At 65.7% G+C, this 13,267-nt stretch carries 13 protein-coding genes; all 13 read left to right on the top strand.

The window, feature by feature from the left end; translation table 11 throughout:
* Positions 1–141 precede the first annotated feature (141 nt).
* The 13 genes from N0B28_RS07910 to fliL all read left to right on the top strand — a co-directional run bounded on the left by N0B28_RS07910 (position 142) and on the right by fliL (position 13,261).
* A complete protein-coding gene (locus N0B28_RS07910; RefSeq protein WP_054915635.1) occupies positions 142–1,350 on the top strand; it encodes an ATP-binding protein in 1,209 nt (402 codons plus the stop codon).
* Positions 1,347–2,732, top strand: a complete 1,386-nt coding sequence (locus N0B28_RS07915) for a sigma-54 dependent transcriptional regulator (RefSeq protein ID WP_275731332.1) — start codon at positions 1,347–1,349, stop codon at positions 2,730–2,732. Before N0B28_RS07910 ends, N0B28_RS07915 begins: the two co-directional genes overlap by 4 nt.
* A gap of 116 nt (positions 2,733–2,848) precedes the next feature.
* Positions 2,849–3,175, top strand: a complete 327-nt coding sequence (fliE, locus tag N0B28_RS07920) for a flagellar hook-basal body complex protein FliE (RefSeq protein WP_043861803.1) — start codon at positions 2,849–2,851, stop codon at positions 3,173–3,175.
* Between the two features lie 15 nt (positions 3,176–3,190).
* Positions 3,191–4,969 (top strand): flagellar basal-body MS-ring/collar protein FliF, encoded by a 1,779-nt coding sequence (gene fliF, locus N0B28_RS07925; protein ID WP_043861804.1) that lies wholly within the window; start codon positions 3,191–3,193, stop codon positions 4,967–4,969.
* Positions 4,962–5,981, top strand: a complete 1,020-nt coding sequence (gene fliG / locus N0B28_RS07930; RefSeq protein ID WP_043861805.1) for a flagellar motor switch protein FliG — start codon at positions 4,962–4,964, stop codon at positions 5,979–5,981. Before fliF ends, fliG begins: the two co-directional genes overlap by 8 nt.
* A 131-nt stretch (positions 5,982–6,112) precedes the next feature.
* The gene (fliH, locus tag N0B28_RS07935) at positions 6,113–6,895 is read left to right on the top strand and encodes a flagellar assembly protein FliH (protein WP_058542054.1); all 783 of its coding nucleotides are present in this window, start codon (positions 6,113–6,115) and stop codon (positions 6,893–6,895) included.
* Positions 6,885–8,243, top strand: a complete 1,359-nt coding sequence (gene fliI / locus N0B28_RS07940; protein WP_043861807.1) for a flagellar protein export ATPase FliI — start codon at positions 6,885–6,887, stop codon at positions 8,241–8,243. The genes fliH and fliI overlap by 11 nt, the downstream gene beginning before the upstream one ends.
* Positions 8,244–8,249: 6 nt before the next feature.
* Complete coding sequence (gene fliJ / locus N0B28_RS07945; RefSeq protein WP_043861808.1) at positions 8,250–8,702, top strand: flagellar export protein FliJ; 453 nt, start codon at positions 8,250–8,252, stop codon at positions 8,700–8,702.
* Positions 8,703–8,792: 90 nt separating this feature from the next.
* Positions 8,793–9,098, top strand: a complete 306-nt coding sequence (locus N0B28_RS07950) for an STAS domain-containing protein (RefSeq protein WP_043861809.1) — start codon at positions 8,793–8,795, stop codon at positions 9,096–9,098.
* A complete protein-coding gene (locus tag N0B28_RS07955; RefSeq protein WP_043861810.1) occupies positions 9,095–10,810 on the top strand; it encodes a fused response regulator/phosphatase in 1,716 nt (571 codons plus the stop codon). Before N0B28_RS07950 ends, N0B28_RS07955 begins: the two co-directional genes overlap by 4 nt.
* Positions 10,811–10,835: 25 nt before the next feature.
* Positions 10,836–11,201, top strand: coding sequence for an Hpt domain-containing protein (locus tag N0B28_RS07960; RefSeq protein ID WP_043861811.1), 366 nt, complete (start codon positions 10,836–10,838; stop codon positions 11,199–11,201).
* Between the two features lie 71 nt (positions 11,202–11,272).
* A complete protein-coding gene (locus N0B28_RS07965) occupies positions 11,273–12,589 on the top strand; it encodes a flagellar hook-length control protein FliK (protein WP_275731338.1) in 1,317 nt (438 codons plus the stop codon).
* 174 nt (positions 12,590–12,763) lie between these two features.
* The gene (fliL, locus tag N0B28_RS07970) at positions 12,764–13,261 is read left to right on the top strand and encodes a flagellar basal body-associated protein FliL (RefSeq protein WP_054915630.1); all 498 of its coding nucleotides are present in this window, start codon (positions 12,764–12,766) and stop codon (positions 13,259–13,261) included.
* Positions 13,262–13,267 lie beyond the last annotated feature (6 nt).

Genomic DNA, 13,267 nt, shown 5'->3' on the forward strand with positions numbered 1-13,267 from the left:
GGCTGTAAAGCCTGCCCTTGCTGGCTTTGGGCGGCGCGCCGCTGCTGCTGGCACCCCCCCGTCAAAGTATCCGGCACGTCTATTGCTATACCGCTGGCAACATACCGTTTTATGACGGTGAGCCATGCGAGAGAGCAACCCATGCCCCACGCCGCCCACATCCCCGCCGCCGAGCCCAGGCGTTCTGACGCCGCCGAACAGCAGAGTCGTCAGGGGCTCGAGCAGGCGTTTGCCCTGTTCGACCAGGTGTCGACCCAACTGAGCCAGTCCTACAACCTGCTCGAGGCCCGTGTCACCGAGCTCAAGGGGGAGTTGGCCGTGGTCAGTGCGCAGCGCATGGCGGAGCTGGCGGAGAAGGAGCGACTGGCCAACCGCCTGCAGAACCTGCTGTCGCTGTTGCCCGGCGGGGTGATCGTGATCGACGGCCAGGGCCGCGTGCGCGAGGCCAACCCGGCCGCCGTCGAACTGCTGGGTCAGCCGCTGGTGGGCGAGCTGTGGCGTCAGGTGATCGCCCGCAGCTTTGCGCCGCGCGAGGACGACGGCCACGAAGTGTCGCTGCGCGATGGTCGCCGCCTGTCGATCGCTACCCGCTCGCTGGATGCCGAGCCGGGCCAGCTGGTGCTGTTGACCGATCTCACCGAAACCCGCCACCTGCAAAGCCAGCTGGCGCGGCACGAGCGCCTGTCGACCCTGGGGCGGATGGTGGCCTCGCTGGCGCATCAGATCCGCACGCCACTGTCGGCCGCCTTGCTGTATGCCAGTCACCTGGCCGAGCAGGACCTGCCGCTGGACACCCGTCAGCGTTTTGCCGGCAGCCTCAAGGAGCGTCTGCACGAACTCGAGCACCAGGTACGCGACATGCTGGTGTTCGCCCGCGGCGAACTGCCGCTGACCGACCGCGTGACCCCCAAGGCGTTGTTCCAGGCGCTGCAGCAGGCCGCGCAGGTACATGTACAGGGGCATGCTGTGCGCTGGCAGTGCGACAGCCACCTGGGCGAATTGCTGTGCAACCGCGACACCCTGGTGGGGGCGCTGCTCAATCTCATTGAAAACGCCCTGCAGGCCGCGCCCGGCGCTGCTCGGCTCAAGGTACACCTGTATCGTCGCGGGCAAAGCCTGCGCCTGTGCATCAGCGATGCCGGGCCGGGCATCGACAGTGCATTGCTGGCGCGCCTGGGCGAGCCGTTCCTGACCACCAAGGCCACTGGCACCGGGCTTGGCCTGGCGGTGGTGATGGCGGTTGCCCGAGCACACCAGGGCACCGTGCAGCTGCGCTCGCGCCCCGGGCGCGGTACCTGTGCGCTGGTGACCCTGCCGCTGATCGGCGCACCGCTGGAGGCAACGGCATGAGGGCGATCAAGGTTCTGCTGGTCGAGGATGACCGCGTACTGCGCCAGGCCCTGGCCGATACCCTGGAGCTGGGCGGTTTTGCCTATCATGCAGTGGGCTCGGCCGAAGAAGCGCTGGAAGTGGCGGCCAGTCAGCCCTTCAGCCTGGTGGTCAGCGACGTCAACATGCCGGGAATGGACGGCCACCAGTTGCTGGCCGCGTTGCGGGCCCGCCAGCCGCAGTTGCCGGTGCTGCTGATGACCGCGCACGCTGCCGTTGAGCGTGCAGTGGATGCGATGCGCCAGGGCGCTGCGGACTATCTGGTCAAGCCCTTCGAGCCACGCGCATTGCTCGACCTGGTGGCCCGTCATGCCCTTGGCGTTGCCAGCGGCGCGGACGCCGACGGTCCGGTGGCGCGCGAGCCTGCCAGTGCGCAGTTGCTCGAACTGGCCGCGCGGGTGGCGCGCAGTGATTCCACCGTGCTGATTTCCGGCGAATCGGGCACCGGCAAGGAGGTGCTGGCGCGCTACATTCACCAGCAGTCCCTGCGTGCCGACCAGCCATTCGTGGCCATCAACTGCGCCGCCATCCCCGACAACATGCTCGAAGCCACGTTGTTCGGACATGAAAAGGGCTCGTTCACCGGGGCGATAGCCGCCCAGCCAGGCAAGTTCGAGCAGGCCGACGGTGGCACGCTGCTGCTCGACGAGATTTCCGAAATGCCGCTGGGGCTGCAGGCCAAGCTGCTGCGAGTGCTGCAGGAGCGCGAGGTCGAGCGGGTAGGCGGGCGCAAGCCGATCGCGCTGGACATCCGCGTGGTCGCTACCACCAACCGCGACCTTGCCGGCGAAGTGGCGGCGGGGCGGTTTCGCGAAGACCTGTTCTATCGCCTGTCGGTGTTCCCGCTGGCCTGGCGACCGCTGCGCGAGCGCAGCGCCGACATTCTGCCGCTGGCCGAGCGTCTGCTGGCGCGACACGTCAATAAAATGAAGTATGCCCCCGTGCGCCTGTCGGCCCAGGCCCAGGCCTGCCTGCAAGGCTATCCGTGGCCGGGCAACGTGCGCGAGCTGGACAACGCCATCCAGCGGGCGCTGATCCTGCAGCAGGGCGGGGTGATCGAGGCGGCGGACTTCTGCCTGGCCGGGGTGCTGCCGCTGCTGGCGACATCGCCCGTAGAGCCGGTGCCGGTGCTGGCCGAGCCGTCCGAACCAGCCGGGCTGGGGGATGACCTGCGCCGCCACGAGTTCCAGGTGATCATCGATACCCTGCGCGCCGAGCGCGGGCGCCGCAAGGAGGCTGCCGAGCGTCTGGGCATCAGCCCGCGCACCTTGCGCTACAAGCTGGCACAGATGCGTGATGCCGGCCTGGATGTGGAGGCGAGTCTCTACGCCAGCGGCGTGTGACGCCGTAACCGGTCGTTTTTGTTGGTCCTGTGGGTAGAGCTGGCACTCTTGTTGCTAAGTTCTGCCTGTCCGCTGCGTAGTGTCAAAAAAATGCGGGTCGTCGGAGAGAAGAGTCAATGAGCCAAGGTGTTGAATTTAATCGATTGATGTTGGACATGCGGGCCATGCAGGCGGACGCCATGTCGATGTCGAAGGCTGCCCCTGCGCCAGAGCTTGGCTCGAGCGGTTTTGCCGACATGCTTGGCCAGGCCATCAACAAGGTCAGCGATACCCAGCAGGCGTCCACCCAGTTGGCCAACGCCTTCGAGATCGGCAAGAGCGGCGTCGACCTTACCGACGTGATGATCGCCTCGCAGAAGGCCAGCGTGTCGTTCCAGGCCTTGACCCAGGTGCGCAACAAGCTGGTGCAGGCGTATCAAGACATCATGCAGATGCCGGTATAAGGGCGAGATTGAGTCATGGCCGAAGCAGTCGTTGATAACGTGCCCGCCAAAGGCAGCCCGGCGCCCAAGCCGCCGCTGTTCGGCATGTCCTTTCTGGAAAACATCGCAGAGATGCCCATGCTGCGTCAGGTCGGCCTGCTGGTCGGGTTGGCGGCGAGCGTGGCGATCGGCTTTGCCGTGGTGCTGTGGTCGCAGCAGCCCGACTACCGCCCGCTGTACCCAAGCCTTGCCGGCATGGACACCAAGCAGGTCATGGACACCCTGTCCGCCGCCGACATCGCCTACAACGTCGAGCCCAGCTCCGGGGCGCTGCTGGTCAAGTCCGAAGACCTCTCCCGTGCGCGCCTGAAACTTGCCGCGGCCGGCGTGGCGCCAGGCGACGGCAACGTCGGCTTCGAACTGCTCGACAAGGAGCAGGGGCTGGGCACCAGCCAGTTCATGGAGGCCACCCGTTATCGTCGCGGCCTGGAAGGTGAACTGGCGCGTACCATCTCCAGCCTGAACAACGTCAAGGGTGCCCGCGTGCACCTGGCCATCCCGAAAAGCTCGGTGTTCGTGCGCGACGAGCGCAAGCCCAGTGCCTCGGTACTGGTCGAGCTGTATTCGGGGCGTGGCCTCGAGCCCGGCCAGGTGGCGGCCATCGTCAACCTGGTGGCGTCCAGCGTTCCGGAACTGAACAAGTCCCAGGTGACCGTGGTCGACCAGAAGGGCAACCTGCTGTCCGACCAGGGCGAGAACTCCGAGCTGACCATGGCCGGCAAGCAGTTCGACTACAGCCGCCGCATGGAAGGCATGCTCACCCAGCGCGTGCACAACATTCTGTTGCCGGTGCTGGGCAACGACCGCTACAAGGCCGAAGTCTCCGCCGACGTCGACTTCAGTGCGGTCGAGTCCACCTCCGAACAGTTCAACCCCGACCAGCCTGCCTTGCGCAGCGAGCAGTCGGTGAACGAACAACGCTCCAGCAGCATGGGCCCGCAGGGCGTGCCTGGTGCCCTGAGCAACCAGCCACCCGGCCCGGCCACTGCGCCACAGCAGACCGGTCAGGCACAGGCTGCCGCGGGCATGGTGCAACCAGGCCAGCCGCTGCTGGACGCCAACGGCCAGCAGATCATGGACCCGGCCACCGGCCAGCCGATGCTCGCACCGTACCCGGCCGACAAGCGTCAGCAGTCGACCAAGAACTTCGAACTGGACCGTTCCATCAGCCACACCCGCCAGCAGCAGGGGCGCCTGAGCCGCCTGTCGGTCGCGGTGGTGGTCGACGACCAGGTCAAGCTCGACCCGGCCACTGGCGAGTCGACCCGCGCGCCATGGGGGGCCGAAGACCTGGCGCGCTTCACGCGCCTGGTGCAGGACGCCGTCGGCTTCGATGCCAGCCGCGGTGACAGCGTCAGCGTGATCAACGTGCCATTCGCCGCCGACCGTGGCGAAGTGTTCACCGAGATTCCGTTCTACCAGCAACCGTGGTTCTGGGACATCATCAAGCAGGTCATGGGCGTGCTGTTCATCCTGGTGCTGGTGTTCGGCGTGCTGCGCCCGGTGCTCAACAACATCACCGGCAACGGCAAGCAGGGCGCCGGTGCCGATGGCGACATGGAACTGGGCGGCATGCTCGGTCTGGATGGCGATCTGGCCAACGACCGCGTCAGCCTGGGTGGTCCGCAAAGCATTCTGTTGCCTAGCCCGAGCGAGGGTTACGACGCTCAGCTGAACGCAATCAAGAGCCTGGTGGCCGAAGACCCGGGTCGTGTGGCCCAGGTCGTGAAAGAGTGGATCAACGCCGATGAGTGATAATCGAGCCCTTACCGCCAAACTGACCCGTGTCGACAAGGCGGCCATCCTGCTGCTGTCGCTGGGTGAAACCGATGCGGCGCAGGTGTTGCGCCACATGGGCCCCAAGGAAGTGCAGCGGGTCGGCGTGGCCATGGCGCAGATGGGCAACGTCCATCGCGAACAGGTCGAGCAGGTGATGAGCGAGTTCGTCGAGATCGTCGGCGACCAGACCAGCCTGGGTGTCGGCTCCGACGGCTACATCCGCAAGATGCTCACCCAGGCCCTGGGCGAGGACAAGGCCAACGGCCTGATCGACCGCATCCTGCTGGGTGGCAACACCAGCGGCCTGGACAGCCTGAAGTGGATGGAGCCGCGTGCCGTGGCTGACGTGATCCGCTACGAGCACCCGCAGATCCAGGCCATCGTGGTGGCCTACCTGGACCCCGACCAGGCCGGTGAGGTGCTGGGCAACTTCGATCACAAGGTGCGCCTGGACATCATCCTGCGCGTCTCCTCGCTCAACACCGTGCAGCCGGCGGCGCTCAAGGAGCTCAACCAGATTCTGGAGAAGCAGTTCTCGGGCAACTCCAACGCGGCGCGTACCACACTGGGCGGTATCAAGCGCGCGGCCGACATCATGAACTTCCTCGACAGTTCGGTCGAAGGCCAGCTGATGGACGCGATTCGCGACGTCGACGGCGAGCTGTCCGAGCAGATCGAAGACCTCATGTTCGTCTTCAACAACCTGGCCGATGTCGACGACCGCGGTATCCAGGCGCTGTTGCGCGAGGTGTCCTCGGACGTGCTGGTGGTGTCGCTCAAGGGCGCCGACGAGAAGGTCAAGGACAAGATCTTCAAGAACATGTCCAAGCGGGCTTCCGAGCTGCTGCGTGACGACCTCGAGGCCAAGGGCCCGGTGCGGGTCAGCGACGTGGAAACGGCGCAGAAAGAGATCCTCACCATTGCCCGGCGCATGGCCGAAGCCGGCGAGATCGTGCTTGGCGGCAAGGGCGCCGAAGAAATGATCTAAAGCCGTTCGCCGGTTCCGGCTCCTCCACAGGAGCCGGCCTTGCCGGCGGATGCCTCAACGCGGTACACGCCGGTGCCTGGCGGCCGCATCGCCGACCACCCCGGCGCCTACCCAATTGAACGCGTGGAATCATGTCGACCAACGAGCACCTGAGTGAACTGATCCCCGCCCGCGACGTCGAGGGCTTCGACCGCTGGGCGCTGCCCAGCTTCGACCCGGAGCCGGAACCCGAGCCCGAACCCGAGCCGGAAATCGTCGAGGAAGTCGAAGAGGTGCCGCTGGAAGAAGTCCAGCCGCTGACCCTCGAAGAGCTCGAAAGCATTCGCCAGGAAGCCTACAACGAAGGCTTTGCCACCGGCGAGCGCGAAGGGTTTCACAGCACCCAGCTCAAGGTCCGCCAGGAGGCCGAAGTGGCCCTGAGCGCCAAGCTGGCGAGCCTGGAGCAGCTGATGGGCCACCTGCTCGACCCGATCGCCGAGCAGGACAACCAGATCGAGAAGGCCCTGGTGCACATGGTCAGCCGCATCACCCGCGAGGTGATCGGGCGTGAGCTGGCCACCGACTCCAGCCAGATCACTCACGTGCTGCGCGAGGCCCTCAAGCTGCTGCCGATGGGCGCCGAAAACATCCGCATTCATGTCAATCCGCAGGACTTCGAGCTGGCCAAGGCCCTGCGCGAGCGTCATGAGGAAAACTGGCGCCTGCTCGAAGACGACGCCCTGTTGCCCGGTGGTTGCCGCATCGAGACGTTGCACAGCCGTATCGACGCCACCGTCGAGACCCGCATCGAAAAGGCCATGACCCAGTTGTTCGACCAGTTGCATGACCAGGGCCTGCACCCTGCCGCACCAGACTTGCACGTCGACCTTGCTGGCGACCCGGGCACCCGCGAGGCCACGCCCGATGCGCCTTGACCGCACCAGCTTCGGCAAGCGCCTGGGCACCTATGCCGAGGCCGTGAGCCTGCCGGCGCAGCCGGTGGTGGAAGGGCGGTTGTTGCGCATGGTCGGCCTGACCCTGGAGGCCGAGGGCCTGCGCGCTGCCGTCGGCAGCCGCTGCCTGGTGATCAACGATGACAGCTACCATCCGGTGCAGGTCGAGGCCGAGGTCATGGGCTTTGCCGGTGACCGGGTGTTTCTCATGCCGGTGGGCAGCGTTGCCGGCATCGCGCCCGGTGCGCGGGTGGTGCCGCTGGCCGAAAGCGGCCGCCTGCCGATGGGCATGAGCATGCTCGGTCGCGTGCTGGACGGTGCCGGCCGGGCGCTGGATGGCAAGGGTGGGATGAAGGCCGAGGACTGGGTGCCGATGGATGGCCCCACCATCAACCCACTCAACCGCGACCCCATCAGCCAGCCGCTGGACGTGGGCATTCGCAGCATCAATGGCCTGCTGACGGTGGGCCGTGGCCAGCGCCTGGGCCTGTTCGCCGGTACCGGCGTGGGCAAGAGTGTGCTGCTGGGCATGATGACCCGTTTCACCGAGGCCGACATCATCGTGGTGGGGCTGATCGGTGAGCGGGGGCGTGAGGTCAAGGAGTTCATCGAGCACATCCTGGGCGAGGAGGGCATCAAGCGTTCGGTGGTGGTGGCATCCCCTGCCGATGATGCGCCGCTGATGCGCCTGCGCGCCGCCATGTACTGCACGCGGATCGCCGAGTACTTTCGCGACAAGGGCAAGAACGTCCTGCTGCTGATGGATTCGCTGACTCGTTTCGCCCAGGCCCAGCGGGAAATCGCCCTGGCCATCGGCGAGCCGCCAGCCACCAAGGGCTATCCGCCTTCCGTGTTCGCCAAGCTGCCCAAGCTGGTGGAGCGCGCCGGCAACGGCGAGGCCGGTGGTGGCTCGATCACCGCCTTCTACACCGTGTTGTCCGAAGGCGACGACCAGCAGGACCCGATTGCCGACTCCGCGCGGGGCGTACTCGACGGCCATATCGTGCTGTCCCGGCGCCTGGCCGAAGAGGGGCATTACCCGGCCATCGATATCGAGGCTTCGATCAGCCGGGTCATGCCGCAGGTGGTCAGCCCCGAGCAGATGACCCAGGCCCAGCAATTCAAGCAGCTCTGGTCGCGCCTTTCGCAAAGCCGCGACCTGATCAGCGTGGGTGCCTATGTGGCTGGCGGCGACCGCGAGACGGACCTGGCGATTTCCCTGCAACCCAAGCTGGTGCAGTACCTGCGCCAGGGGCTCAATGAAAACGTCAGCCATGAGCAGAGCCGCGATGAGCTGGCGGCGGTGTTCGCCCCAGCGGCTTCGGGCTGATAACCGATGGCCCTGCCAAGTCGTGCCGCGCGCCTGGTGCCGGTGGTGGAGATGGCCGAGGAGGCCGAGCGCAAGGCCGTGCAGCGCCTCGGGCATTTCCAGCAGCAGGTGAGCATGGCCGAAACCAAGCTCCGGGAACTGGACCAGTTTCGCAGCGAGTACCAGAACCAGTGGATGGAAAAGGGCGGCCAGGGCGTTTCAGGCAGCTGGCTGCTGGGCTATCAGCGCTTTCTCAGCCAGCTGGACACCGCCGTGGCCCAGCAACACCAGAGCCTGGTGTGGCACCAGACCAACCTCAACAACGCACGGGCCACCTGGCAGCAGGCCTACGCCCGGGTCGAGGGCCTGCGCAAGCTGGTACAGCGCTACCGCGATGAAGCCCGCATGCTCGAGGACAAGCGCGAGCAGAAGCTGCTCGACGAATTGTCCCAGCGATTGCCGCGCCACGATCGCTTCTAGCACGGCATTGGTCGGCGCAGGTTGCCCAGGGGCGGGCGGGCTGCTAAACCTGTGGTGTCTGCAATCGCCATGATCGAAGGAGTCGAGCATATGGCCGTGGAGCACGATCTATCGCCGGATGGGAACAGCCTGACGATCAGGGTCAAGGGACGGTTCGATTTCGGCAAGCACCAGGCGTTTCGTGAATGCTACGAGCGCGAGCCAGTACCTTCCAAGGGCGTGGTCGTCGACTTGAAGGACGCCACCTATCTCGACAGCTCCGCCCTGGGCATGCTCCTGCTGCTGCGTGACCACGCCGGCGGCGACGATGCGTATATACGGGTGATCAACGCCAGCTCCGACGTTCGCAAGATCCTCGCCATCTCCAATTTCGACAAGCTGTTCGAGATCACTTGAGCGACCTCGTGAACGAGCAGTCGTCGCTGACCGTGCTGATTGCCGAAGATGGCGCCACCGACCGCCTGTTGCTGGCGCGCATCGTGCGCGAGCAGGGGCATTCGGTGATCACGGCCGAGAACGGTGCGCAGGCAGTGGCGCTGTTTGCCGAGCTGCGTCCGCAACTGGTGCTGCTCGACGCGCTGATGCCGGTGATGGACGGCTTCGAGGCGGCTCGCCAGATCAAGCTGATGGCTGGCCAGGCGCTGGTGCCGATCATCTTTCTTACCTCGCTGAGTGAGGAGCAGGCCCTGGTGCGTTGCCTGGAGGCTGGTGGCGACGACTTTCTGCCCAAGCCTTATCGCCCGGTGATCCTGGCCGCCAAGATCAAGGCGATGGATCGCCTGCGTCGCCTGCAGGCGACCGTGCTGGAGCAGCGCGACGAGCTGGCGCGCCACCACGGTCACCTGCTCAACGAGCAGCGGGTGGCCAAGGCGGTGTTCGATCAGGTCACGCATTCGGGGTGCCTGAATGCGCCGAACATCCGCTACCTGCAATCTCCCTATGCGCTGTTCAACGGCGACCTGCTGCTGGCGGCGTTCACGCCGACCGGTGAAATGCATGTGCTGCTTGGCGACTTCACTGGCCATGGCCTGCCGGCTGCAGTGGGCGCCATGCCGTTGGCCGAGGTGTTCTACGGCATGACCGCCAAGGGCTACGGCCTGGCCGAAACCTTGCGCGAGATGAACGCCAAGCTCAAGCGCATCCTGCCGGTGGACATGTTCTGCTGCGCAATGATGCTCAGCCTGAGTTTCGAGCGGCGCCTGGCCGAGGTATGGAACGGCGGCATGCCGGACGGCTACCTGCTGCCCGCGGCCGGTGGCGAGCCCCAGGCGCTGGTGTCGCGGCACTTGCCCTTGGGGGTGCTGGCGCCGGAGCGTTTCGACGAGCACCCCGAGGTGGTGTCGCTGGCGTTGGGGGATCGCCTGTTCCTGCTGTCCGATGGGGTGGTGGATACCTGCGACCAGGACGAGCAACTGTTCGGGGTGGAGCGCCTGCGCCAGGTGTTTGCGCGCAACCGTGCGCCGCAGCACCTGTTCGAGGATGTACTGCAGGCGCTCGAAGACTTTCGCGGCCAGTCCCGCGACGATGTCAGCATGCTCGAGATCAGTGTGGTCGAGCCACAGACACTGGCCCCGCCGCCGCTGGTGTATTCGGACAGCGGCCAGTCCAGCCCGCTGGACTGGTCGCTGTCGTTCGAGTTTCGCGCGCAGACCCTCAAACGCTTCAACCCCTTGCCCTATCTGTTGCAGGTACTGCAGGAAATACACGGCCTGCGCCCCCAGAGCGGTGCGCTGCACAGCGTGCTCAACGAGCTCTACACCAATGCACTGGAGCACGGTGTGCTGGCCCTCGACTCGGCCCTCAAGCGCGACGCCCAGGGGTTTGCCGCCTATTATCAGGAGCGCAGCCGACGCCTGCAGGCATTGCAGGAGGGTTACATACGCTTGCACCTTCAGGTTGAACCCGTAGCGGGTGGCGGGCGTCTGGTGATTGAGATCGAAGATAGCGGCAGTGGCTTCGATGTGGGTACAGTGCTGGCCCGACCGGTGTTGGAGCAGCGGTTGTGCGGGCGTGGCCTGAGCCTGATCCGGCGTTTGAGCCGTCACGCCGAATGGGCCGACGGAGGGCGCAGGGCCCGCGTGGAGTTCGCCTGGGTGGCTCTGGCATAATTGAACTTGATCAAGGAGTGAGCAAGTGTCCGATCAGCGTATCGATAACAAGGTAGTGGGCGAGTTGCGGGAGGTCATGGGTAGCCAGTATGCCGAGTTGCTGGAGACCTTCCTGGCCGATTGCGAAAAGCGCATGGTGCAACTGCGCGACGCCCGCTCCCCCCGGCAGCTGAGTGAGGCTGCCCACAGTTTCAAGGGTAGCTGCAGCAACATGGGCGCCACCGACCTGGCCGAGTTGTGTCGGCAGCTGGAAGTGCGCGTGATGGAGCAGCCGGCACACGGCATCGAGGACCTGATCAGCCAGATCAGGTGCGAGTACCTCGAAGTGCGTCCCTTCTATGTCGCCGAGTTGGAGCGCGTGTCGCCGCAGGCGGCCAGGCATCCTGTGTAGCGCAAACCTGGCGCGACTCTTGCAGTCTCTTCGCTATTCAAGTTCGCGCTTCTGTAGTGGAGACCCTTCCCATGCCTGTCGCTTCAAACCCGCTGCTGCAACCGTCCGCCGTGGCCAAGGCCTCGCGCACGGCTGCGCCAGCGCCCGAAAAGGTGCCCCAGGTCGCCAATGACAAGGCTGCGGGCTTCTCCAAGGTGTATGCCGATCAGTCCCGCGACAAGCTGCCGGCCAAGGCGGATGTGCCCAATGCCGACAAGGCGGGCGTTGCAGCCGGGGCGGCAAATGCCGGCAAGACGGCGACCGATCAGGAGCGCACTGTTGCCGACAGCGGCAATTCATTGCCTGAACAGAAGCCGGCATCGGACGAGTCGACGCCAGTTGCCGATGACCTTCAACTGCTCGATTCGAGCCTGGTGGCGGGTCAGGTTACTGACGCCCAGGCCGGCGCACAGCTGATCCAGGCTCAGGCCGAAGCGGTGGCCCCAGTGGTACAGGCGGCTGCCGCACAGTTGCAGGCCCAGGTGCAGGCCCCGGCCGTCGCGCCGCAGCCACCGGCCCCGGAAGAACCCGCTTTCGACCCGGCCGGCGACGTGCTCGAGGACCTGCCGGTATTGCGCCTGGCCCTGGAGCAGAACGCCCAGGCCCAGGGCACCACCTCTGCCCATGCCAGCAAGCCGACCACGGCGCAACCCGAAGCCACCCAGGGCCAGCCTGCCGTCAATACCCTGGCGGCCATGCTCGACCCGCGTCAGGCCGATCCGGGCGACAGCGAGCCGGGCGAGAAGGGCTTCAGCAACCTGCTCGATGACGGCCTGAAGGACCTCAAGGGCGCCTCCAGCGATACCCGTGTCGATGACTTTGCCGAGCGCCTCAGCGCGCTGACCCAGGCCGCGACGCCCAAGACCGCCAATGCGGTGCCGGTGGCGATGCCGCTGAACCAGCCGCTGGCGATGCACCAGGGTGGCTGGACCGAAGGCCTGGTCAATCGCGTGATGTACCTGTCCAGCCAGAACCTGAAGTCGGCTGAAATCAAGCTGGAGCCAGCCGAGCTGGGGCGCTTGGACATTCGCGTGCACATGACACCCGAGCAGCAGGCGCAGATCACCTTCACCAGTGGCAACGTGGTGGTGCGCGAAGCGCTGGAAAACCAGGCCAGCCGGCTCAAGGAAATGTTCGCCGAACAGGGTCTGGCGCAACCTGACGTGAACGTGGCCGACCAGTCCCGCGAGCAGCAGCAGGGCTCGCAGGACGGCACCTCGAAGCTCAGCGGCGTGGCCGCGCGTCGCAATGAAGGCGCGGGCGGCGAAGAGGCCGACGCCGACGCGGCGGCCCAGCCGGTGGAGCGACCGGTGGTGCTGGGGTCCAGCGCGGTCGATTTCTACGCCTGATTGCACGGGTAGGGCTGGGCGGTTGCGGGGCGGCTGCCCAGCCCTTCACGGATGAATCTGCCCCTGCGTTCGTCGCCTTCCTCAATCGGGCCGGTGTGGCTCGCAAATCTGGCATAACACTTGCTCAACCCTCGCCATGTGGGACAAACCTCTTGTGAGTGACGGATTATTGGCATGGCGAAGAGCGAAGCAGTGAAAGACCCCGCCGTAAAAGGCAAACTCAAGCTGATCCTGCTGCTGGTGCTGGCATTGCTGCTGGCCATCGGCTTGTCGGTGGGCGCCACCTGGTTCTTCCTGCAAAGGGGCGACAGCAAACCTCAGGTCGACCCGGCAACCGTCAGCAACGTCAGGCCTGCGGCCATCTACGAGCCGCTGGCGCCAGCCTTCGTCGTCAACTTCAACCAGAACGGTCGTCAGCGCTACATGCAGGTGAGCATCACCATGCAGGGGCGCGACCAGGCTGCGCTGGATGCGCTGAAAGTGCACATGCCGGTGATCCGCAACAACCTGGTGATGCTCTTCTCCGGCCAGCCGTTCGACTCCCTGGCGACCCCGGTCGGCCAGGAGATGCTGCGCCAGAAGGCCACCGCCAGCGTGCAGGAAGTGGCCCAGAAAGAAGTCGGCAAGCTGGTGATCGACCAGTTGCTGTTCACCAATTTCGTATTGCAGTAGGAGCCC

This window comes from Pseudomonas sp. SD17-1, assembly GCF_029201585.1.
GTDB lineage: Bacteria > Pseudomonadota > Gammaproteobacteria > Pseudomonadales > Pseudomonadaceae > Aquipseudomonas > Aquipseudomonas palmensis.